Source organism: Exiguobacterium sp. EA-TM-5, assembly GCF_053878415.1.
The window spans coordinates 785,121-805,703 of sequence record NZ_CM132670.1 but is presented as its reverse complement, the minus strand read 5'-3'; the positions used below and the strand labels follow the sequence as shown (position 1 = coordinate 805,703).

Here is a 20,583-nt window from a genome sequence, read left to right as displayed (position 1 = left end):
CAGTCGTTATTTTTTACTTACAAATAGCCGTTCTTCCGGTCATGGAATTCTTGGGCAATCGCCCCGCGCGTCCGTTCATCGGCAAGGACACGAAGTGCTGTTCGAGCAAGGATTTTCGCTCCTGCAATCAATGCCTCATCCCCTGCTTCTGAACGAGCCGCTTCTTTGAACGCTTCCGTATGGGCAACGAGATCGTCTGGTCCAATCTTGATGTACGGATGGATCGTTGGGATGACTTGACTGATGTTGCCAGCGTCCGTCGATCCGAGACCTGGTCGTTCGTCGAGGTGCACGACTTGGCCAAGCGCTTCTGCTTCTTCTTGGAAGAGACGATCAAACGTCCGGTTGAAGACGAGGTTGTCGACTTCATTTTGGAACGCGATGACGTCAAGCGTCGCCCCAGTCGCAAGTGCCGCACCTTGTGCGACCGCTTTGACTTTCTCCGTGACGGCATTGAGTCGTTCCCGTGTCGTCGCCCGGATGAAGAAACGTGCTTTTGCATATTCTGGAATGATATTCGGTGCATCGCCGCCATGGGTGATGATCCCGTGGATCCGGACATCGTCCGGCAATTGTTGCCGCAGAGCATTGATCCCATTAAAAAGCTGGATGACCGCATCGAGTGCGTTGATCCCTTCTTCCGGTGACGCCGCTGCGTGCGCCGGACGACCGGTAAAAGCAAAATCGAGTGGATCGACCGCAAGGGAAGAACCGGTGATCCGCGTTTGTCCCGACGGATGAACCATCAAGGCTGCATCGATCCCTTCAAGCAACTGATGTTTGACGAAACTGCCTTTCGCACTGCCGTTTGGTCCCCCTTCTTCAGCCGGAGTCCCGAGGACGACGACACCCCCACCGACTTCATCGAGTACTTTACTGAGCGCAATCGCTGCTGCGACACTCGTCGTTCCGATGATGTTGTGCCCACATGCATGACCGATGCCTGGCAACGCATCATATTCGGCTAGAAAAGCAATCGTCGCACCTGGTCGGTCACTCGACTTTTTCGCAAAGAACGCTGTCTCGTGCCCAGCGACGCCAAGTTCTACCGTAAAGCCTTCAGCCGTCAGGCGTTCTGCATGTAGTCGCGAAGCAAAGAATTCTTCGTTACCGATTTCCGGTGTCGCATGAATCCGGTGACTCGTCTCAAGATAGGATTCCCGTTTTTGTTCGATGTCCTGTTCAATCGTCTCTACCCATGTCGTGCGTACTGGTGTCGTCATACTGTCCACTCTCCTTTTGAATTTATTCGCCGATGTCACTTAGTGGAACGAACGTCGGGATTGAGCTGCCTTTATACTCTTTTTTAATGAAAGCCGCGACATCTTTTTGTTGGTAAAGCGACGCGATCTTTTTCAGTTCTTTTTTGTTCTTGTCTTCCGTCCGTGTTGCAATGATATTGATGTATGGTTTGGCTGTTTCGTTCTCATGGACAATCGAGTCCTTGATCGGATTGAGTCCTGCGTCAACAGCAATACCGTTATTAATGATCGACGCAGCGACGTCCGGTAAGACGCGCGGTGTTTGCCCCGCAACGATTGGGACGATTTTCAGTTTCTTCGGATTTTCGACGATCTTATCGACTGAACCATTGCCGTCAAAGTCGTCCGGCAACTTGATTAGACCTGCTTCTTGCAGTAATAAGAGGGCGCGTCCCATGTTTGTTGCTTCGTTCGGAACAGCGATTTTGCCACCGACTGGAATGTCTTTGACGTCCTTGTATTTATCTGAGTAAATGCCCATCGGTGCAATGACAGTCGTTGCGATCGGTGACAGCTTCAACTTATGTTCCTTCTTGAATGCGTTGAAGTAAGAAATCGTCTGGAAAGCATTGGCGTCGATCTCGCCCTCAGCCAGTGCCATGTTTGGCTGGACATAATCAGAGAACTTGACGAGCTCGATTTTGATGCCCTCCTTCTCTGCTTTTTTCGCGACGTAGTCCCAAACTTGAGTATCCGAACCGCTGACCCCGAGTTTGATCGTCTTTTCGTCTTCTCCCGATGCTGAGCACCCGGCAAATAAAATCGTCGTTAGTGTTGCTCCAATCGCTACTGCTTTTTTCATGGCTGAATCGCTCCCTTTGATTAATGTCTTCTAATTTTTCGTGCGACGATGTTACCTGTCGTCTGTAAGCCTTGAACTAAGATGACGAGAATCCCGACCGTGATGATCATGACTTTCGTGTCGAATCGTTGATAACCATACGTGATTGCTAAATCGCCCAGTCCACCGCCACCGATCGCGCCTGCCATCGCTGACGCCCCGATCAACCCAACCGTCGCGATCGTTAAGTTAAGAACGAGTGAACCGAGTGCTTCCGGTAAAAGGAAGCGGAAAATCGTTTGGAATGGCGTTGCGCCCATTGCTTCTGCTGCCTCAAGGACACCTTTATCGACTTCAAGCAAGGAACTTTCGATCAGCCGTGCCATGTACGGTGCGGCGTAAAAGACGAGTGGGACGATGGCGGCTTCGGTTCCGATCGACGTCTGAACGATCAACCGTGTCAATGGGATGATCGCGACGAGTAAGATGATGAACGGAATCGAGCGGAAGATATTGACGATGCTATTGAAGAACGTGAATAGCGGGACGTTCTCAAGTAATGCGCCTTTTCGTGTGACGACGAGCAAGATGCCAAGCGGTAAGCCGATTAAGGTCGAGAATAAGAGTGAGACGGATACCATCGTCATCGTTTGCAAAAATGCTGTCCAGATATCACTGTAATTAACTAGCATCAGCTAGCACCTCCTCGACCGTCACTTGTGCTTGATCAATGTACTGTAAGGCTCGTTTCACTTCAGTCGCTTCACCAATTAATTCAACGAGCAAAGTGCCGAACGGCGTCTCCTGCAACTCCGTGATGCTACCGTGCAAAATGTTGACATCAACATCAAAACGTTTCGCAACTTGTGACAAGAGCGGCTGCCCTGTGTGATGACCGAGGAAATGAATCTTATAGATTGGATTCGCATTCCGTGATTCGATCAACTGGCGAATCGATGCTGGAATCTCGTCATGCATGACGGACCGGACGAAGTTTTTCGCTGTCTCAGTCTGCGGGTTTGAAAAGACATCAAAGACTGTTCCTGACTCGATCAGCTTCCCGGCTTCGATGACGGCGACGCGGTCGCAAATCTCCCGAATGACGCCCATCTCATGGGTGATCAAAAGAATCGTGATCCCGTATTCGGCATTGATTCGTTTCAATAATTGCAGAATATGATGTGTCGTCTGAGGATCGAGCGCTGACGTCGCTTCGTCACATAAAAGGACGGATGGTTGCGTCGCTAGTGCACGAGCGATACCGACACGTTGCTTTTGTCCACCGGATAATTGATCCGGGTAATGATCTGCCTTATCCGCCAGATCGACGAATTCGAGTAACTCCGTCACCCGGCGGCGAATCTCATCTTTTTTGATGCCTGCGAGAACGAGTGGCTTCGCGACATTCGTAAAGACCGTGTTCGCATTCAATAGATTGAAGTGTTGAAAGATCATCCCAATCCGCTGTTTTGCTTGGCGTAGTTTCTTCGGTGATAGTTGTGTTAAATCTTCCCCATCGACCGTCACGGTTCCTGACGTCGGTCGTTCTAACAGGTTGACGCAGCGGAGCAATGAACTTTTCCCGGCACCGCTAAAGCCGATGACACCGAAGATTTCGCCTTTCTCGATCGTCAGGTCGACACCGTCGAGCGCTGCGATCGTCTGATCCTTCGTGACGTACGTTTTTTTGACTTGATGAAATGCAATCATTCCATTTTCCCCCTTCATTCAACAAAAAAAGGTCCCTTCTTGAGAAACAAGAAGAGACCTGGATCCGCACAGTGGCAGAATCCACTCCACTCATCTCTCAGACATTTGTCTGATGGAATTGGCACAGTGCTCATAATGAGTCTGTTGCCGAGGTTTCGCAGGGCCAGTCCCTCCACCTCTCTGGATAAGTATTGCGGTATGAAATTCGTATGTGTGTTGTTGCGTTGTTGCTTATGTCGTAAAACTAATTTTTACATTACGGGTCGAACCTTTAAAAGTCAACCAACTTTTCAAAAATAATCCATTTGGCGCATATCGATTGATTGACAAGTTATGGATTAGCTTAAAGAACGAATCATGATTCGTCAAGAACGATTTGACAAGTCATTTTCGAACGTGCTACCATCGTTTCAATGATTAATCCGACAATTCCAATATGATATTTATCAAGAGTGAACGAGAGACCTGGCTCTATGACTTCACGGCAACCTGCAATCTGTAAGGTGCTCCGACCAGCAAAGCGCGGCTTTGGATGATACGGTGAAAAACTCGTGGGCGTCCAAGCAGTGACGTCGACGAGTTTTTTTCATGAATGGAGGAAAAATAGTAATGATGAACTATCCTGTATTGACTGGTGCTGAAGCATTTTATCTTCAAGGTGGATCGATCGGAATCCTGCTCTGTCATGGTTTTAACGCAACTCCTCAAAGTGTCCGCGACGTCGGTGAAGCATTTGCTGCTGAAGGTTTTACCGTCTATGCGCCACGTTTGCGAGGACACGGAACGAACGTCCGCGAGTTCGAACAATCGACTGCACGATGTTGGAAACAAAGCCTGCAAGACGGTTATTCACGTTTACAAGAAACATGCGACCAAGTTTTCGTCATCGGTCAATCGATGGGGGCGACGCTCGCGTTATCGCTCGCTGCTGACGGGATTCCGTTTGCCGGCATCATTACGATCAACGCCGCACTTTCCGTTCCGTCGTATGAAGCACTCTCGTTTGATGACGGTCCTCAGTACTTACCGGAAGGGGCACCGGATATCAAGCGGTCCGCCTTTGAAATCATCTACGATCTCGTTCCAAGTCGTTGCGCGTTCGAACTCGTCCGCTTGATGGATGAGACGAAAGGACGCTTGGGATCGATTCTCCTTCCGACGTTGATTCTTTATTCCGCAACCGATCACGTCGTTCCACCGTCGAGTTCAGATTACTTGCACCGTCATATCGGAACGAATGATAAACGAAGCTACTGTCTACTCAATTCATACCACGTCGCGACACTCGATCATGACCAAGATGTAATCGTCCGTGAGACGATTCGCTTTATCGAACAATCGTGTCAGTTTTCGCAAGAAACAGGATAAATTAAAAAGCAGCTATTCGTTTCCGGATGGAATTGAACAGCTGCTAAATCAAAGGACGACCGCAAACGGTCCGTCTTTTTTTAATTTTCTTGGTGTTGCACAGATTGAAGTGGCTTCGGCTTTCCAGGTACCTCATGGCAATGGCGACACCGTGGCTCATACGACTCTGAAGCACCGACTAGGATGATCGGGTCATCATAGTTCGCTGGTTTTCCGTCAATCAAACGTTGTGTCCGAGAAGCCGGATCCCCACAGGAGAGACAGATTGCTTGTAGCTTCGTCACGAATTCTGCACGTGCCAGTAATTCAGGCATCTTGCCGAATGGCTCTGCCCGGAAGTCTTGATCAAGCCCTGCACAAATGACGCGTTTTCCGTCTTGTGCGAGTGCTTCGATGACTTGTACGATTTCATCATCAAAGAATTGAACTTCATCGATACCGACGATCTGTGTCTCTTCTGCTACTGCTGCGTAGAGATCACGACTCGTCGCCATCGGAATCGCTACGACGGAATTACCAACGTGAGAGACGACATGTTCTTCGTGGTATCGGTCGTCGATCGCCGGCTTGAATACTTGAACAGGCAGTTTGCCGTACTGCGCCCGTCTGACACGACGAATCAACTCTTCCGATTTCCCGGAAAACATACTGCCACAAATTACTTCGATCCAGCCGTACTGATTTATTACATGCATCATCGTCCGACACCGTCCTCTAAAAATAGTCACTTTAACGAGTATAGCTCGAAACGGTATTGAGAAAAAGGGTTGACTTCCGGAAATCAAAATTCATTTTTTCTTTCCCTAGAATTTTTGTCCTTTCATTCCAACGGTCCCCTATTTCCTGTACACTGAAGAAGAAGATTCTCACGAAAGAAGGTGTCCCCGATTCATCATCTCTTACATGACATCCTGCACCAATATGGTGCCCTTGGTCTCTCCGTTCTTCTCGCAGGTGGTATCGTGGGATTACCGGTTCCCGATGAGACCCTACTCGTTTTGTCCGGATTTTGGATGCATCAAGGTAATCTACCGCTGTTCGGTACGATTCTTGCCGCTTACGCAGGAAGTTGTATCGGTATGACGATTAGTTATTTACTCGGTTTAAAACTCGGTATGCCACTACTGCACCGCGTCGGACCGAAAATGCGTATCTCAGAAAAACATATCCTTTCCGCTGAAGCTGGATTTCGACGTTACGGAAAATCCGTTTTGATCATCGGTTACTACATACCTGGTCTCCGTCAGCTTTCTGCCTTTTTTGCAGGTGTCTCGAAAATGCCGTTTCGCGTGTTTGCGAGTTACGCGTATACAGGTGCTTTAATCTGGATCAGCGTGTTCTTGGGCGCCGGCTATTTCGTCGGTCGTCATCTCTCGTTCCATAAAGTCGTGGATTATATCTTGGCACATCCTGAAGTCATGCCGTATCTAATCGGGATTGCTGGTGGAATCGCCTTCTCGTTCGTCTTGAAGACGTATCTCGCTTACCGTTCACAATTCAGTCTATACAAAAACAGCCTGCTTCCGTAATGGAGGCAGGCTGTTTTTTTAAGAACCGACAAGTCATTACTTGCGGCCGTATTTTTTGTTGAAGCGATCGACACGACCATCTGCCGCGTTGAACTTTTGACGACCTGTGTAGAATGGGTGCGAGTCTGAAGACACATCCACACGGATGAGTGGGTACTCGTTACCATCTTCCCAAGTGATTGTTTCGTTCGAAGAACGAGTAGAACCGCTTAAGAATTTGTACTCAGTCGTTGAATCCATAAATACTACTTTGTTGTAGTTAGGGTGAATTCCTTGTTTCATGGTTGATTTCTCTCCTTCCGCCCTGGTTCATTTGCTGAGCCAGAGTAAGTTACCTTCCTATACTAAACGATTTTTTTATGCGTCGCAATAGTTATTTTTCCGTCGGTGTTTCCTTCTTGACGGTACGCGGTTTTGCTGGTGCGCGTCGGACCGCTTTCTTCTGTTCTTTCTCAAGTTCGACGAAAAATTCTTCATTATTTTTCGTATCACGAATCTTTCGTAGGAACGTATCGACAAACTCGTTCGACTCGTTCATCGTCCGGCGAATCGTCCAGAGCGCATCAAGCTGCTCTTTTGGAAGCAACAGTTCTTCCTTACGTGTACCCGATTTCCGGATATCGATCGCTGGGAAGATTCTGCGTTCCGACAACTTACGATCGAGATGAAGTTCCATGTTCCCCGTCCCTTTGAATTCCTCATAGATGACATCATCCATACGGGATCCTGTCTCGACAAGTGCTGTTGCAAGAATCGTCAAACTACCACCATGCTCGATGTTTCGCGCCGCACCAAAGAACCGTTTTGGTTTATGGAATGCAGCTGGGTCAATCCCGCCTGAGAGCGTTCGTCCGCTTTGCGGCACCGTTAAGTTATAGGCACGTGTCAGACGCGTGATTGAATCCATCAAGATGACGACATCTTTCTTATGTTCGACGAGTCGCATTGCCCGCTCAAGCACGAGTTCTGAAATCCGAACGTGGTTGTCTGGTGTTTCGTCAAACGTCGAGCTGACAACATCCGCTCCCGGAACCGAACGCTCGATATCTGTCACTTCCTCAGGTCGCTCATCAATCAAGAGAATGATCAGTTCGACATCAGGATGATTCTCTTGAATCGAGTTCGCGATTTCTTTGAGTAATGATGTTTTCCCTGCTTTTGGTGGTGCGACAATTAAACCACGTTGACCAAATCCGACCGGTGCGATCATATCCATGACACGAACAGATAGATGACGCGGTTCGGTCTCAAGACGCATCAAACGATCCGGATAGATTGGTGTCAGTGCCGGGAAGAATAAACGATTACGCGCTGTATCCGGTGCTTCACCGTTAACGGCTTCCACGCTAAGTAGTCCTTGGAAACGTTCGTTTTCCTTCGGTGGACGGACTTTACCTGTAACGACATCACCATTACGTAGATTAAAGCGTCGGATTTGAGAAGCTGCGATATAGATATCTTCAGAGGATTGGGAATAATTGATAGGACGAAGGAAGCCGAAGCCACCATCGTTTTGCATTTGTGGATTGCCAGGGATGACTTCGAGTACCCCTTCGAGGAAATAAAGACCAGTCGATTCAGCCTGTGCTTTGAGAATCTTGAACATCAACTCACGTTTACGAGCTTCCCGATATTGTGGGACATTTTTCGTCTTTGCGATTTCATACAGTTCTTTTAGTGTCAGTTGGCTTAATTGAGCCAGTGTATAGGAACGTTCTGGTTTATCTTTTTTATCAGTTGTTGGCATGTTCTTCACCTATTCTTTATAAATTCAACTGCATTCAGTATACTTCCATACATACATTAGGAGGTATCTAATTTCTTTCGTGAACTAAAGGTATCATATTTTTTTTGATTCGTCGTCAACAATCCTCTGCGTTTCTTACTTTGTAATATTCGAAGATATTATTTCAGTTATGTTACAAAAACATCTATTTTGTCTTCTAACTGAAAAAACGTTTTCAAGTGCGCACATGCTAAGATATTCCTGCAGACAAAATTCTTACACAGTTGTAAGGTTTACTGCTTAATCACACACTTAATGATTTCATCATATAACTTACGGACGCAACACACTACATTAAACGGAGGAATTCTTAACATGAAACGTTTTCTAGCATCGATCGCGACAGCAGCCTTAGTGGTTTCAGGTTTTACATCAGTGGGTACAGGTAAAGTTGAAGCAGCGACAGTCACAAAGGTCAAGATCACGGACAACGGTCTTCGTGTTCGAACAGCACCTTCTACGAAAGCAAGCATCGTTGGAAAAGTCAACGCTGGTCAAGTCTTTACATATAAAGGCAAGTCAGGTAGCTGGACTAAAATCTCATACGGTGGTAAAACACGCTATGTCTTCTCACAATACACAAAGACATATAAATCATCTTCAAGCGCTAAAAAAACAACAAGCACATCTTCTAAACGGACGAAAATCTTAAGCGAAGCAGCGAAGCACAAAGGAACTCCATATGTATGGGGTGGAACGACAACTCGTGGATTCGACTGCTCTGGTTTCACAAGCTATGTTTACAAAAAAGCAGCAGGTAAAACATTACCACGTACGTCGTCTTCACAATATTCTTCTTCTAAGAAAGTCAGTGTTTCTAAAGTACAACCAGGAGATCTTGTCTTCTTCTCACACGGTAGCGGCATTCAACACGTCGGGATCGCAACAAACAAGTCAAGCATGGTTAACTCAGAAACAGGTGGCGTTAAATACTCAAGCTTCAAATCAGGGTACTGGGGTTCACGCCTTGTCGGCGCAGGATCTTACCTTTAATTCATCATCTCAAAGCGGTTGAGCATTGGCTCGATCGCTTTTTTTCATCTAATCGATTACACGAGGAGGAAACATGATGCATGTCTTAATCACAGGTGCTTCAAGAGGTCTTGGTCGCGAATTCGCTTATCTTCACGCTCAGCAAGGTGATCACGTCCTGCTTGTCGGACGCGATGCGACGTCTCTATTTGAAACGAAGTTCCATGTCGAACGACTCGGCGGAACGGCAACGGTCTTCCCTTACGACTTAACGAAGCTAACACATCGTCTCGCACTGTTTCGTGCAACAGAACAGATTCCGGTTGATTGTGTCATCAACAACGCTGGAATCGGCGTCTTCGGCTCCTTCCTTGAAACTTCGTTCGAAGACGAATCACGGATGATTACCTTGAACATCGAAGCGTTGACACACGTGACGAAGGTCTATGCCTCTCGCATGAAAGAGTATGGCATCCAAGGACGCATCATCCATCTCGCGTCAACGGCTGCGTTTGAAGGTGGTCCATGGATGAGTGTCTACTATGCAACAAAAGCCTACGTGCTTCACTTCTCGGAAGGATTAACGGAAGAGCTCGCGCCAGACGGCATTCAAGTCAGCGTCGTCTGCCCAGGTGCGACACACACCGGTTTCGAATCGGCAGCAAAACTCGAACAGTCACGTCTTTTCTTGCGACCAGGCATCATGGACGCCCCAACAGTCGCGCGGATTGCCTATCAAGGCTACATGAAGGGAAAAACGTTCATCGTTCCTGGTTTCGGAAATGCCTGGTATATCTTTTCAACACGTTTTCTTCCCCGTCGATACGTCACGAAACAAGCAGGAGAAGTCCAGCGTCCTCGATAAAAAACATACAAAAAAGCGGAGCAATAGACGATACGTCTGCGGCTCCGCTTTCGTTTTACTTAATGACGAGCTTCGGTTTTTTCTTGAACGAGTGAATGCCTTCGACGAAACGTACCGTTCCGGACTTCGCACGCATGACGACAGAGTGTGTCTGACCGCCTTGTGCGGTGAACTGGACACCTTTCATCAACTCGCTGTCTGTAACGCCTGTTGCAGCAAAGATACAATCGTCTCCTGCGACGAGATCGTCCATCATGAGAATCTTCGATGGATCTTCGATGCCCATCTTCTTACAACGCTCGACTTCTGCCTCGTCTGCTGGTAACAAGCGTCCTTGGAGCTCACCACCGAGACATTTCAAGGCAACGGCAGCAAGAACACCTTCTGGTGCGCCACCCGAACCGAGGAGGATATCGATCCCCGTATGCGGGAAGGCTGTGTTGATTGCACCCGCAACATCACCGTCACCGATCAAGCGAATCCGCGCCCCTGTCGCCCGAATCCGTTGAATGATTTCTTCATGACGTTCACGATCAAGGATCGAGACGACGACGTCTTCGATTTCCTTGTTCTTCGCCTTCGCGACTGCTGCGATGTTTTCTTCAATTGTTGCGTCTAAACTGATGTGTCCTGCTGCTTCTGGACCCACCGCGATCTTATCCATGTACATGTCCGGTGCGTGAAGCAAATCGCCCGCATCCGCGACAGCGAGGACAGCAAGAGCGCCCCATGTTCCCTTCGCGACGATGTTCGTTCCTTCAAGCGGATCAACAGCGACATCAAGTCGTGGTCCATACCCATTTCCTAGCTTTTCTCCAATGTAAAGCATCGGTGCTTCATCCATCTCGCCTTCCCCGATGACGACGGTTCCTTTCATCGGAATCGTATCGAAGACGTCACGCATTGCGCTTGTTGCCGCATCATCCGCTTCATTCTTCAATCCTTTTCCCATCCAGCGTGCAGAGGCAAGTGCCGCTGCCTCCGTGACGCGTACCAGTTCCATTGATAGACTTCTCTCCATGTGTATGTCCCCTCTCCCTTGTTACAAATCGGTCAAATCGTTTCACGCCATACGAGGGCGCCAAGTTCCTTCAACTTCTGATCAAATCGTTCGTAACTCTGGTCAAGCATTTCTGCATGGTGCAACGTCGTCTCCCCTGAAGCGAGAAGTCCCGCCAAGACAAGTGCTGCACCACCGCGTGGGTCTGGCGCCTCAATCTCAGTACCAAGTAAGGATTCACCGCCACGAATGATAATCGAGGCATCTTCATGCGTAATTCGAGCATTCAAGCGTCGTAACTCTTGCACATGCCGGAAACGTTGCGGATATAACTTGTCAACGACGATACTTGCTCCCTTCGCTTGCAACAACGCTGCCGAGATGACAGGTTGGAGATCGCTCGGGAAACCACCATAGTGGAAGACACGAATATCGACAGGCTTCGTTTCGTGCAACGTCGCCGTGACGGAATCATCTGTTGCTTCAATCACAGCACCGTATCGTTCGAGCTTTTGGATGACACTCTCGAGATGAAGGGGAATGACGTTATCGACGGTGACACGTCCAAGTGCTGCTCCCATCGTCAAGAACGTTCCTGCTTCCATCCGGTCGGGAATCAAAGTATGCCGGCAACCACTTAGTTGTGCAACCCCTTTGATGCGAATCTCATCTGTCCCTGCTCCTTTGACGTTTGCCCCCATGTTCGTCAGCATCGTACTGACGTCGATGACTTCCGGGTCATAGGCGGCATTTTCAATGACTGTCGTTCCTTCGGCAAAGACGGCGACGAGTAAGGCACTAATCGTTGCTCCAAAAGACGGAAGATCAAGATAAATCCGATTTCCAACGAGACGTTCGACACGCATGTAATGGACGCCTTGCTCATTGCGTACGGAAACACCGAGACGTTCGAGTGCTTTAATGTGTAAATCGATCGGTCGTGGTCCGATGGCATAACCTCCAGGCAGACCGACGACTCCTTGTTTAAATCTAGCTGCCAGAACGCTCATGAGGTAGATCGATCCGCGTAACTTGCGCGTTTCCGCACCTGTCAACGGCATCGATTCGACCCGACTTGGATCAATCGTCACCATATCGCCTTGACGTGTCACGACAGCGCCGAGCGTCTCCAAAATCTCGATCATCGTCGCGACGTCGCCAATCTCCGGCACGCCTTCAAGAACGACCGTCTGATCCGTCAGGAGGGCTGCAGCAAGACACGGAATGGCGCTTTGCTTCGAACCACTGATTGATACGGTTCCTTCTAGGCGTTGTTGCCCTACGATATGCAAAATGTCCACGTTCCATCAACCTTTCTCTTCGCTACGATTATTGCTGCGTTTTTTCCCAGTCTGCGAGGAATTTTTCAATGCCTTGCGTCGTGAGTGGGTGGTGTGTGAGTGATTCGATAACCGAGAATGGAATCGTCGCGATGTCCGCGCCTGCAAGAGCAGCGTTCGTCACGTGTACCGGGTTCCGAACTGATGCGGCGATGATTTGTGTCGGAATATCATGAACGACGAAAATTTGGGCGATCGTCTCAACGAGTCCCATTCCATCTTGCCCGATGTCGTCTAGGCGACCGAGGAATGGTGATACGTATGTTGCACCGGCACGTGCTGCAAGTAATGCTTGGTTCGGGTTGAAGATCAACGTGACGTTCGTCGTGATCTTTTCTTTCGAAAGTGCTGCGACCGCTTCGAGTCCGGCTGGAGTCATCGGGACCTTAACCGTAATGTTCGGTGCGATCTGAGCAAGTTCCTTCCCTTCGCGGATCATTCCTTCTGCATCAAGCGCGATGACTTCGGCGCTGACAGAGACGTCCCCAACGATTTCACAGATTTCACGAAGTCGTGTGTGGAAATCGACGCCTTCCTTAGCGACGAGTGACGGATTCGTCGTGACACCGTCTAAAATCCCCATTTTATGTGCTTTCTTGATATCCTCTACGTTTGCTGTATCAATGAAAAATCTCATCTTTCTCGTTCCCCTTTCATCCCTTGAAATCGCTTACGACTCTATTATAGGTTTTTTTCACGAGAAGTCCTACTGTTTTCCATTGAAGCTACACTGATACGATATGAAAAAAGCACGGTAGACCGAGGTCTACCGCACTTTAAAGAGAAGTCGATTAAGCTTTGTTGCTTGAACCGAACTCACGCATCTTACCGATGACAGTTTGTTTGATTGCTTCACGACCTGGTGCGATGAATACGCGTGGGTCATATGCTTCTGGTTTCTCAGCTAACACTTCACGAACGACTTTCGCGAATGAGATTTGGTTCTCTGTGTTAACGTTGATTTTTGAAGTCCCGAGTGAGATCGCTTTTTCGATATCGTGTGTCGGAATTCCAGTTCCACCGTGAAGAACGAGTGGGAGGTTTGTAGCGTCACGGATTTCTTCCATCTCTTTGAATCCGAGGTTTGGTTCACCTTTGTATGGTCCGTGAACAGAACCGAGTGCAGGAGCAAGCGTGTCGATTCCAGTTTCTTTGACGATGCGTACACACTCGTCAAGTTTCGCGTACATGACATCACCGATGACGTCGTCTTCTTGTCCACCAACTGTACCAACTTCCGCTTCAACTGAAACGCCTTTAGAGTGTGCGTATTCAACGACTGCTTTAGTTGTTTCGATGTTTGTGTCGATCGGGCTGTGCGAATCATCGATCATGACAGATGTAAATCCAGCGTCGATCGCTTCTTTACATTTTTCAACGCTCGAACCGTGGTCGAGGTGGATTGCAACAGGAACTGTTACTTTCATGTCGTGTACGAGACCTTCAACCATTTTCACGACAGTGTAGAATCCGCCCATGTGGCGTGCTGCACCTTCAGATACTCCAAGGATAACTGGTGACTGCTCTTCTTGAGCCGCACCGAGAATCGCTTGTGTCCACTCGAGGTTGTTGATGTTGAATTGACCTACTGCATACTTACCTTCGAGAGCTTTGTTTAACATGTCTGTCATAGATACTAATGGCATAATGACATCCTCCTCTGTTTTGATCGCTGCTTACACGAACTCGTGCAATTTCAGACTGATTATAACATACTGATTCATCGGAACGTACAGCATTTCGCTCGGTTTTTTGGTTTGTGACGGCGACGTGAAAGATTAACCGCTTACATCGTGAGAAATTTGCACAGTCACTTCTTTTTTTAATTCGAAGATGTCAAATGGCTTCCCGAAGAAGGCAACGACCCCTAATCGTTTCGCTTCTTCCATCGCTTCTTTTTCACCGAGTGCCGTCATTAAAATCGTCCGGACGCGTCGTCCGATCCGGTCCTGATGACGCAATACTTCGATGCCGGTTCGCCCCGGCATGTTGACATCCATCAATAGTAAATCATATACCGCTTCTTGTAAGTAGACGATCGCTTCTTCTCCATCGACGGCGACGTCCGTTTCGTATCCTTCTGCCCGGAATAATTGTGCAAGCAAATTCCGGATTCCCGGCTCATCCTCGACGATCAACAATTTGCCTTTCATCTCTGCCACTCCCCCTCTAGTTATTTCCATTCTACACTAAAGCAAAACTTGCTTTATACTGTCCTTGAGAGAATCACAGAAAGGATGAAGAAAAATGATGAAAATCTTAGCTACACAATTCAACGGAAAATTGCAAACGCTTGCGAAACAGGAAGAAGAACTGTTCGATGTCGTCCGTCTGCTCGCGCAGGCGCTCGTCGGGGAAGGGACGGTCTACGTCGATGCCTACGGTGAGTGCGAAGGACTCTACCCGATGCTCTCAGAAGGTCCAGACCAGATGAAACGTGTCACGAAGATCAAGGACCGAAAGACACTGCATGCTGTCGATCGCGTCTTAATCTTCACACCAAATACGGAACGCTCAGATTTGCTCGCTTCCCTTGCGCGTTATGACGCATGGCATACGCCTTACGCCATCATTACACTGAGTGACGTGACGGAAACACTCGAACGCTCGATTGCTCCACTTGCGCTGAAGTTCAATAAAGGATTGCTTCCGGCAGAAGATGGTTCACGTCACGGACTCCCGAGTCTTGCGCTATGTGCATTCTTGTTAACACATATCTTGACGCAACTACAAGAGATGACGGAAGAGTGGGATTGACGTTTTTCTTCTATAGTATGTAGTTCCTAAGATAACGAATAAAAAAACGCGGTGACCTTCATGATGTTGAAGGTCACCGCGTTTTTGATTATCTTTCTCTTCATTCACCAAGTGATGCTTGGATGAAGTCATGGAAGAGTGCTTGTGGACGTTCTGGACGCGAGATCAATTCTGGGTGGAACTGACATGCGACGAACCATTTGTGTTCTGGAATCTCGATGATTTCAACGAGACGACCGTCTGGGCTCGTACCTGAGAAGACCATACCGTTTGCTTCGAACTGCTCACGGAATTCGTTACCGAACTCATAACGGTGACGGTGACGTTCGTAGACAAGCTCGCTTGAATAAGCGGCACGCGCTTTCGTTCCGTCTTCGAGTTTACATGGGTAAAGTCCGAGACGGAGCGTACCACCGAGGTCCTCGATGTCTTTTTGTTCTGGCAACAAGTCGATGATCGGGTATGGTGTCGCTGGGTCGATTTCTGCTGAGTGTGCGCCTTCAAGGTTGAGGACGTTACGAGCGAATTCGACTGTCGCGAGCTGCATACCGAGACAGATCCCGAAGAACGGTACGTTGTTTTCACGTGCGAAACGTGTCGCTTCGATTTTCCCTTCGATTCCGCGTTCACCGAATCCACCAGGAACGAGGATCCCATCTGCTGAACCAAGCAATTCGTTGACGTTTTCACGCGTCACGTCTTCTGCATTGATCCAGTCGATTTCGATGTCACTGTTGAAAGCAAACCCAGCGTGTTTTAATGCTTCTGCAACTGAGATATACGCGTCACGCAATTCAACGTATTTCCCGACGAGTGCGATTTTCGTCGTCTTCTCGAGATGCGTGACTGTGTGAACGAGTTGTTTCCAAGCTGTCATATCAGCAGCTGGTGTATCAAACTTGAAGTAGTCACAGACGAGTTGGTCCATGCCTTGACGTTGCAAGTTGAGTGGTACTTCGTAAAGTGTTGATGCATCTTGTGCTTCGATGACTGCTTCCGGACGTGTATCACAGAAGAGTGCGATTTTATCTTTCATCTCTTGTGGGACTGGGTGTTCCGCACGTAAGACGATGATATCTGGCTGAATTCCGTAGCTACGGAGTTCTTTGACACTGTGTTGTGTCGGTTTCGTCTTGAGCTCACCTGCAGCCGCAAGATACGGAACGAGCGTACAGTGAACATACATGACGTTTTCTTTTCCGATATCGTTTTTCACCTGGCGAATGGCTTCGATGAACGGAAGCGATTCGATATCCCCTACTGTTCCACCAATCTCAGTGATGACAACGTCAGCGCCCGTTTCTTTTCCGGCACGGAAGACACGGTCTTTGATTTCGTTCGTGATGTGTGGAATGACTTGGACCGTTCCACCGTTGTAGTCTCCACGGCGTTCCTTCTTGAGGATCGTCGAGTAGATGCGTCCAGACGTGACGTTTGCGTTCTGGCTCAAGTTGATGTCGATGAAGCGCTCGTAGTGACCAAGGTCAAGGTCCGTCTCTGCGCCGTCATCCGTGACGAATACTTCCCCGTGTTGATACGGGCTCATCGTACCTGGGTCGATGTTGATGTATGGGTCAAATTTTTGGATCGTGACGTTAAGACCACGGTTTTTTAAGAGACGAGCGAGCGATGCAGCGGTGATCCCTTTACCGAGTGACGACACGACGCCACCTGTTACGAAAATATACTTTGTCATGATAAATATTGCTCCCTTCCCTAATTCACAACTCAACAAAAACAAACAAAAACAGAGGTGGTAAAAACAAAAAAGCAAAAGTGCCCCCATTGGAATAGGAGACACTTTTGCTGAAATAAGCACGTTGCTTAAAGAAGCCCATGACTAACTTACGTCATTCCGAAAACTTCGTCAAGCCTAATTTTTCAGAGAAAAATTTTCGTGCTCGTTCGTCAGCCGTCAACGAAAAAACTGCCATTTCTATAGGGAAATAGCAGCTGTACAGTTGTGGTTGATCGTGCTTAGACTTCCTCTTCTTCTTCTTCGAAGTCTTCTAAATCTTCTTCGTCAAGATCGTCATCAAGATCGTCGATCGCTGCGACTTTTTTGAACGTATCGTCGTCTTCGCTGTCGTCAGCTGAATCATAGTCCGCTGTCTTCGCGAATGTATCGAGATCATCTTCGATCGTCTCGAACTCATCTTCTTCTGCATCGTAGTTGAACTCTTCTTCAAACTCATCGAGTTCTCCACGTTGACGTGCTTCGATGACGAGATCCTCATCCGACTTATCGAACGGATACCAAGCGCGGAGTGACCAACGATTTGCTCCGACGTTGACGAAGTTTCCGTCGATGTTCATGTCTGTATAGAGTTGAGCAAGTTTTTCGAACTTGTCTTCTTCATCTGTAAACGTATGATACTTTTCGATTTCTGACGTGATGTCATCGAACGTGATTGGCTGTTCGCCAGCTTCTTGCAACATTTCGTTGACGAATTCGATCAGCGAAAGATCAGTAATCTCTTCTTTACTTAAACGGCTGAGGCTCATTGTGACGGCCACTTCCTTTCATTTGCGTTTAATCCATTACTTCTCATTATACGCAAAACGGCTTTTAAAAATCCAGTCTCTATTTAAAAAAAGCTCGCATTGATTCTCAAATCGTGTTTTTTCCGCTCTCGAAAAAGGAATATGCAAGGGAGAAGAAGGAGGAATGACAGATGGAGATGACAATCGAACGGGTAAATAATTTTGATGACTTCAACTGGTTACCGATCTTATCAAAAAGTACACAAGAAGGCTATCCCTTCATCGAACGGATGTTACGCGAACGCCGGAATGAGACGTTTCGAGAAGACGGGGAAGCGTTGTTTGTCGTCTTATCCCTCTCTGGGCACGTCATCGCGTGCGGTGGTTATATGAAACAAACCGGTACAGACGACGTTGGTCGGATTCGTCATGTCTATGTCTTACCGGAAATGCGCGGTCACGGTGTCGGTACGCATCTGCTTGAGAAAATCATCCCAGAAGCACTGTTGACGTACTCCGAGCTCTGGCTTTATACGGATGACGCTAGTATGTTTTATGAACGATTCGGCTTTGAGCCTTATACGGCAACCAAGGTGACACATCGACTTCTGAAGCATGCATTCGTTCAACCGTAAGTGTCTTGGATTGACATATCGAGAATCATCGATTAGTTTAAGCGTATGACAAACCAAGTGGATCTGTTCAAGGCATTATCGAACGAGGTACGACTTGATATTTTACGCTGGCTCAAAGATCCCGAGACTCATTTCAATAAGCCGACGGCCCATCTCGCGACGAACTTGTCGGAAAAGGGAGGCATTTGTGTCGGAGATATCCAGGAGAAGGCAAACTTGTCCCAATCGACCGTCTCCCAGTATCTTGCGATGTTGCAAAAAGTCGGATTGCTCGAATCCGAACGTCACGGCAAATGGACGTATTACCGGCGAAATGAAGAAAAAATCCAAGAGCTCGCAACGTACCTCAAGGGAGAACTGTGATCCGTTCTCCTCGCCTTACATATCGACATTTCTCGATATTTAGATTCATGAAAGGATGAATTGTGTTGAAAATCATTTATTACGTACTGGCATTACTCGCCGGTATCGCACTCAGTGTCGAAGGGGCCATCTATGGTGAGCTGGGCAACTTCGTCGGAAAACTCGAAAGTAGCTTTTATAATTTCTTCGCCGGTACGATCATCATCGGATTGATCGTTCTCTTCTTTGGAAAAGGCTCACTCGGCTATACATTCCGTGCTCCGAAATGGACCTTGCTTGGCGGTCTACTCGGTAGCATCTACTTGACGATCCTGATCATCAGTATCCCGCTCGTCGGTGTCGGTCTCGCCATGATCAGCGTTATTCTCGGTCAGATGGTCGCTAGTATGGTCATCGAACATTTTGGATGGCTCGGTAGTCCAAAACGCCCAATCAATCGCGACAAGCTGATGGCTTCCGGTTTGATGGTCGTTGCCCTATTTCTTATCTTTTAAGGAGGTTCGCTTGTGAATATTCTATTACTTGGTTTTACATTACTCGGTGGCGTGATGCTTAGCGCACAGTCGTCCATCAACGGTGCCTTTAGCCAAAAGGCAGGTGCCCTTGAAAGTACGTTTCTAACCTTCTTCACGGGGATGCTGATTCTCGCTTTAGCCATCCTCTTCTTCGGACAAGGAAACGTCTTACTTTTACTTGAAGCACCTCGGTGGCAACTAAGTGCCGTCCTATTTGGTGTCAGTTATCTATTCCTGACGATTCTTGCTGTTCCTCAAATCGGTGTCACGGCAGCTAGTATTGCGACCGTCATCGGTCAACTCGCGGCGGGGATGGTCATCGATCACATCGGTGCGTTCGGTGGCGTCGTCGTGCCACTCGACGGAAAACGTCTACTTGGTTTGCTTGTCATGTTAGCCGCCCTTTACTTCGTTTACCGCGGGAACACACGTAAAGACGTATCGGCTTCTTCTGATTCGATGGCATCGTGACGATCGTTCTCACGATTCGTTCACGCGCTTTTCTCAGGCGAGACACAAGCCCGTCTCGACTGTCACGGACATTCGAGTCGGGTCTTGTTTGTCTCTGACAGCGCAAGATCATGCGCTTTTTCCTGTAGAAGTCGCGTGAACAACGTGAGTCCTACTATTTCTTAAAATTCATTCGAACAAAACAGAAAAATCCGAAATACTGAAGTAGATGCACTTCGGTATTTCGGATTTTTTAGTGTAGAACAATTATTTGATGAACGTGAAAAACGAAATAGCTAAGACTCTATAAGTGCGATACTTGTCATAGGAAAGCAATTCGAGACAAATAGAAAGTGTACTTTTTATTCAGTCAACCGGCTTATCAATAACGACCTTACCTTCCTTGTCTAGTAGCGGTGTCATTCCGTTTAACCCAAGCCCACTTGTCATTAAATAATTTACACCTGTTTCAGTATCTACAACAATTTTGATAATACCACCACTTAGGTGTTGTTTTGATTTAAGTATGAATCGTTTGCTCATTATTTTCTATGACCCCTCGTTCTTTCCGATTTCCATGCAAAATCACAACTTACTGTATAAGGATAGGTTTAACGCTTTTTTTACCAAGGTGTTGCCTATCTACCTAGTACAGTCCTCACATTCCCACACGACTCCTACAGGAAAACGCATGATTCATCGTGCTGTCAGAGACAAACAAGCCTGATAAAAGCGGGTAGGAAATCGTGAGGACGTCTTATCAAGT

The 20,583-nt window shown here is 47.8% G+C and carries 24 protein-coding genes and 2 riboswitches; of the genes, 9 read left to right on the top strand and 15 right to left on the bottom strand.

The window, feature by feature from the left end; genetic code table 11:
• Nucleotides 1-17: 17 nt before the first annotated feature.
• Genes ACV3PA_RS04330 through ACV3PA_RS04315 form a run of 4 tightly spaced genes read right to left on the bottom strand, consistent with a single transcriptional unit; the run spans nucleotide 18 to nucleotide 3,753 of the window.
• Nucleotides 18-1,223, bottom strand: coding sequence for a M20 family metallopeptidase (locus ACV3PA_RS04330; RefSeq protein ID WP_053454427.1), 1,206 nt, complete (start codon nucleotides 1,221-1,223; stop codon nucleotides 18-20).
• 22 nt (nucleotides 1,224-1,245) lie between these two features.
• Entirely contained in the window at nucleotides 1,246-2,064 is an 819-nt protein-coding gene (locus tag ACV3PA_RS04325) for a MetQ/NlpA family ABC transporter substrate-binding protein (protein WP_053454428.1), read from the bottom strand.
• A gap of 20 nt (nucleotides 2,065-2,084) precedes the next feature.
• Nucleotides 2,085-2,735: a methionine ABC transporter permease gene (locus ACV3PA_RS04320; RefSeq protein ID WP_053454429.1), complete on the bottom strand. Its 651-nt coding sequence runs from the start codon at nucleotides 2,733-2,735 to the stop codon at nucleotides 2,085-2,087.
• Entirely contained in the window at nucleotides 2,725-3,753 is a 1,029-nt protein-coding gene (locus ACV3PA_RS04315) for a methionine ABC transporter ATP-binding protein (RefSeq protein WP_456125692.1), read from the bottom strand. Before ACV3PA_RS04315 ends, ACV3PA_RS04320 begins: the two co-directional genes overlap by 11 nt.
• Nucleotides 3,754-3,840: 87 nt before the next feature.
• Nucleotides 3,841-3,944: riboswitch (SAM riboswitch) on the bottom strand.
• A gap of 249 nt (nucleotides 3,945-4,193) precedes the next feature.
• A riboswitch (SAM riboswitch) is annotated at nucleotides 4,194-4,295 on the top strand.
• 67 nt (nucleotides 4,296-4,362) lie between these two features.
• Here ACV3PA_RS04315 and ACV3PA_RS04310 point away from each other — a divergent pair.
• The gene (locus ACV3PA_RS04310; RefSeq protein WP_053454431.1) at nucleotides 4,363-5,121 is read left to right on the top strand and encodes an alpha/beta hydrolase; all 759 of its coding nucleotides are present in this window, start codon (nucleotides 4,363-4,365) and stop codon (nucleotides 5,119-5,121) included.
• A gap of 80 nt (nucleotides 5,122-5,201) precedes the next feature.
• Here ACV3PA_RS04310 and ACV3PA_RS04305 read toward each other — a convergent pair whose 3' ends face one another.
• The gene (locus tag ACV3PA_RS04305) at nucleotides 5,202-5,816 is read right to left on the bottom strand and encodes a thymidine kinase (protein ID WP_041255579.1); all 615 of its coding nucleotides are present in this window, start codon (nucleotides 5,814-5,816) and stop codon (nucleotides 5,202-5,204) included.
• 183 nt (nucleotides 5,817-5,999) lie between these two features.
• Here ACV3PA_RS04305 and ACV3PA_RS04300 point away from each other — a divergent pair, with 183 nt between their 5' ends.
• Nucleotides 6,000-6,650 (top strand): DedA family protein, encoded by a 651-nt coding sequence (locus ACV3PA_RS04300; protein ID WP_053454432.1) that lies wholly within the window; start codon nucleotides 6,000-6,002, stop codon nucleotides 6,648-6,650.
• A 36-nt stretch (nucleotides 6,651-6,686) separates the two neighbouring features.
• On the opposite strand, the gene ACV3PA_RS04295 is transcribed toward ACV3PA_RS04300, so the two are convergent.
• Together ACV3PA_RS04295 and rho are read right to left on the bottom strand one after the other, a co-directional pair.
• A complete protein-coding gene (locus ACV3PA_RS04295) occupies nucleotides 6,687-6,932 on the bottom strand; it encodes a type B 50S ribosomal protein L31 (RefSeq protein ID WP_023469546.1) in 246 nt (81 codons plus the stop codon).
• A 91-nt stretch (nucleotides 6,933-7,023) separates the two neighbouring features.
• Entirely contained in the window at nucleotides 7,024-8,397 is a 1,374-nt protein-coding gene (gene rho, locus ACV3PA_RS04290; protein ID WP_456125691.1) for a transcription termination factor Rho, read from the bottom strand.
• A gap of 354 nt (nucleotides 8,398-8,751) precedes the next feature.
• On the opposite strand from rho, the gene ACV3PA_RS04285 reads away from it, so the two are divergent.
• Both ACV3PA_RS04285 and ACV3PA_RS04280 read left to right on the top strand, forming a co-directional pair.
• Nucleotides 8,752-9,429 carry a C40 family peptidase gene (locus tag ACV3PA_RS04285; protein WP_053454434.1) on the top strand — a complete coding sequence of 226 codons (678 nt, stop codon included), beginning with the start codon at nucleotides 8,752-8,754 and terminating at the stop codon, nucleotides 9,427-9,429.
• A gap of 73 nt (nucleotides 9,430-9,502) precedes the next feature.
• The gene (locus ACV3PA_RS04280) at nucleotides 9,503-10,273 is read left to right on the top strand and encodes an SDR family NAD(P)-dependent oxidoreductase (RefSeq protein WP_456125690.1); all 771 of its coding nucleotides are present in this window, start codon (nucleotides 9,503-9,505) and stop codon (nucleotides 10,271-10,273) included.
• A 55-nt stretch (nucleotides 10,274-10,328) separates the two neighbouring features.
• Here ACV3PA_RS04280 and glpX read toward each other — a convergent pair whose 3' ends face one another.
• The 5 genes from glpX to ACV3PA_RS04255 all read right to left on the bottom strand — a co-directional run bounded on the left by glpX (nucleotide 10,329) and on the right by ACV3PA_RS04255 (nucleotide 14,766).
• Nucleotides 10,329-11,294: a class II fructose-bisphosphatase gene (glpX, locus tag ACV3PA_RS04275; RefSeq protein WP_053454436.1), complete on the bottom strand. Its 966-nt coding sequence runs from the start codon at nucleotides 11,292-11,294 to the stop codon at nucleotides 10,329-10,331.
• A gap of 32 nt (nucleotides 11,295-11,326) precedes the next feature.
• Nucleotides 11,327-12,574 carry a UDP-N-acetylglucosamine 1-carboxyvinyltransferase gene (gene murA / locus ACV3PA_RS04270; RefSeq protein WP_053454437.1) on the bottom strand — a complete coding sequence of 416 codons (1,248 nt, stop codon included), beginning with the start codon at nucleotides 12,572-12,574 and terminating at the stop codon, nucleotides 11,327-11,329.
• A gap of 28 nt (nucleotides 12,575-12,602) precedes the next feature.
• Nucleotides 12,603-13,250, bottom strand: coding sequence for a fructose-6-phosphate aldolase (gene fsa, locus ACV3PA_RS04265; protein WP_023469552.1), 648 nt, complete (start codon nucleotides 13,248-13,250; stop codon nucleotides 12,603-12,605).
• A 154-nt stretch (nucleotides 13,251-13,404) separates the two neighbouring features.
• Complete coding sequence (gene fba / locus ACV3PA_RS04260; protein ID WP_053454438.1) at nucleotides 13,405-14,259, bottom strand: class II fructose-1,6-bisphosphate aldolase; 855 nt, start codon at nucleotides 14,257-14,259, stop codon at nucleotides 13,405-13,407.
• Between the two features lie 132 nt (nucleotides 14,260-14,391).
• Nucleotides 14,392-14,766 carry a response regulator gene (locus ACV3PA_RS04255; RefSeq protein ID WP_456125689.1) on the bottom strand — a complete coding sequence of 125 codons (375 nt, stop codon included), beginning with the start codon at nucleotides 14,764-14,766 and terminating at the stop codon, nucleotides 14,392-14,394.
• A gap of 94 nt (nucleotides 14,767-14,860) precedes the next feature.
• Here ACV3PA_RS04255 and ACV3PA_RS04250 point away from each other — a divergent pair, with 94 nt between their 5' ends.
• Complete coding sequence (locus ACV3PA_RS04250) at nucleotides 14,861-15,370, top strand: DUF2529 family protein (protein ID WP_053454440.1); 510 nt, start codon at nucleotides 14,861-14,863, stop codon at nucleotides 15,368-15,370.
• Between the two features lie 100 nt (nucleotides 15,371-15,470).
• Here ACV3PA_RS04250 and ACV3PA_RS04245 read toward each other — a convergent pair whose 3' ends face one another.
• Nucleotides 15,471-17,066, bottom strand: coding sequence for a CTP synthase (locus ACV3PA_RS04245; RefSeq protein ID WP_023469561.1), 1,596 nt, complete (start codon nucleotides 17,064-17,066; stop codon nucleotides 15,471-15,473).
• Between the two features lie 281 nt (nucleotides 17,067-17,347).
• Nucleotides 17,348-17,875: a DNA-directed RNA polymerase subunit delta gene (gene rpoE / locus ACV3PA_RS04240; RefSeq protein WP_053454441.1), complete on the bottom strand. Its 528-nt coding sequence runs from the start codon at nucleotides 17,873-17,875 to the stop codon at nucleotides 17,348-17,350.
• 170 nt (nucleotides 17,876-18,045) lie between these two features.
• On the opposite strand from rpoE, the gene ACV3PA_RS04235 reads away from it, so the two are divergent.
• From ACV3PA_RS04235 to ACV3PA_RS04220, 4 genes are all read left to right on the top strand, one after another.
• A complete protein-coding gene (locus ACV3PA_RS04235) occupies nucleotides 18,046-18,489 on the top strand; it encodes a GNAT family N-acetyltransferase (protein ID WP_053454442.1) in 444 nt (147 codons plus the stop codon).
• A gap of 45 nt (nucleotides 18,490-18,534) precedes the next feature.
• The gene (locus tag ACV3PA_RS04230; RefSeq protein ID WP_053454443.1) at nucleotides 18,535-18,852 is read left to right on the top strand and encodes an ArsR/SmtB family transcription factor; all 318 of its coding nucleotides are present in this window, start codon (nucleotides 18,535-18,537) and stop codon (nucleotides 18,850-18,852) included.
• A gap of 65 nt (nucleotides 18,853-18,917) precedes the next feature.
• Nucleotides 18,918-19,346, top strand: a complete 429-nt coding sequence (locus ACV3PA_RS04225) for a DMT family transporter (protein ID WP_053454444.1) — start codon at nucleotides 18,918-18,920, stop codon at nucleotides 19,344-19,346.
• 12 nt (nucleotides 19,347-19,358) lie between these two features.
• Complete coding sequence (locus tag ACV3PA_RS04220) at nucleotides 19,359-19,838, top strand: DMT family transporter (RefSeq protein WP_053454445.1); 480 nt, start codon at nucleotides 19,359-19,361, stop codon at nucleotides 19,836-19,838.
• Between the two features lie 345 nt (nucleotides 19,839-20,183).
• Here ACV3PA_RS04220 and ACV3PA_RS04215 read toward each other — a convergent pair whose 3' ends face one another.
• Nucleotides 20,184-20,360 carry a DUF6440 family protein gene (locus ACV3PA_RS04215; RefSeq protein WP_200904906.1) on the bottom strand — a complete coding sequence of 59 codons (177 nt, stop codon included), beginning with the start codon at nucleotides 20,358-20,360 and terminating at the stop codon, nucleotides 20,184-20,186.
• Between the last annotated feature and the right edge of the window lie 223 nt (nucleotides 20,361-20,583).

Bases quoted from the DNA above. Each gene is read 5' to 3' on its own strand.
- ACV3PA_RS04330 (WP_053454427.1), bottom strand. From the start codon at position 1,223: ATGACGACACCAGTACGCACGACATGGGTAGAGACGATTGAACAGGAC.
- ACV3PA_RS04325 (WP_053454428.1), bottom strand. From the start codon at position 2,064: ATGAAAAAAGCAGTAGCGATTGGAGCAACACTAACGACGATTTTATTT.
- ACV3PA_RS04320 (WP_053454429.1), bottom strand. From the start codon at position 2,735: ATGCTAGTTAATTACAGTGATATCTGGACAGCATTTTTGCAAACGATG.
- ACV3PA_RS04315 (WP_456125692.1), bottom strand. From the start codon at position 3,753: ATGATTGCATTTCATCAAGTCAAAAAAACGTACGTCACGAAGGATCAG.
- ACV3PA_RS04310 (WP_053454431.1), top strand. From the start codon at position 4,363: ATGATGAACTATCCTGTATTGACTGGTGCTGAAGCATTTTATCTTCAA.
- ACV3PA_RS04305 (WP_041255579.1), bottom strand. From the start codon at position 5,816: ATGCATGTAATAAATCAGTACGGCTGGATCGAAGTAATTTGTGGCAGT.
- ACV3PA_RS04295 (WP_023469546.1), bottom strand. From the start codon at position 6,932: ATGAAACAAGGAATTCACCCTAACTACAACAAAGTAGTATTTATGGAT.
- rho (WP_456125691.1), bottom strand. From the start codon at position 8,397: ATGCCAACAACTGATAAAAAAGATAAACCAGAACGTTCCTATACACTG.
- ACV3PA_RS04285 (WP_053454434.1), top strand. From the start codon at position 8,752: ATGAAACGTTTTCTAGCATCGATCGCGACAGCAGCCTTAGTGGTTTCA.
- ACV3PA_RS04280 (WP_456125690.1), top strand. From the start codon at position 9,503: ATGATGCATGTCTTAATCACAGGTGCTTCAAGAGGTCTTGGTCGCGAA.
- glpX (WP_053454436.1), bottom strand. From the start codon at position 11,294: ATGGAGAGAAGTCTATCAATGGAACTGGTACGCGTCACGGAGGCAGCG.
- fsa (WP_023469552.1), bottom strand. From the start codon at position 13,250: ATGAGATTTTTCATTGATACAGCAAACGTAGAGGATATCAAGAAAGCA.
- fba (WP_053454438.1), bottom strand. From the start codon at position 14,259: ATGCCATTAGTATCTATGACAGACATGTTAAACAAAGCTCTCGAAGGT.
- ACV3PA_RS04255 (WP_456125689.1), bottom strand. From the start codon at position 14,766: ATGAAAGGCAAATTGTTGATCGTCGAGGATGAGCCGGGAATCCGGAAT.
- ACV3PA_RS04250 (WP_053454440.1), top strand. From the start codon at position 14,861: ATGATGAAAATCTTAGCTACACAATTCAACGGAAAATTGCAAACGCTT.
- ACV3PA_RS04245 (WP_023469561.1), bottom strand. From the start codon at position 17,066: ATGACAAAGTATATTTTCGTAACAGGTGGCGTCGTGTCGTCACTCGGT.
- rpoE (WP_053454441.1), bottom strand. From the start codon at position 17,875: ATGAGCCTCAGCCGTTTAAGTAAAGAAGAGATTACTGATCTTTCGCTG.
- ACV3PA_RS04235 (WP_053454442.1), top strand. From the start codon at position 18,046: ATGGAGATGACAATCGAACGGGTAAATAATTTTGATGACTTCAACTGG.
- ACV3PA_RS04230 (WP_053454443.1), top strand. From the start codon at position 18,535: ATGACAAACCAAGTGGATCTGTTCAAGGCATTATCGAACGAGGTACGA.
- ACV3PA_RS04215 (WP_200904906.1), bottom strand. From the start codon at position 20,360: ATGAGCAAACGATTCATACTTAAATCAAAACAACACCTAAGTGGTGGT.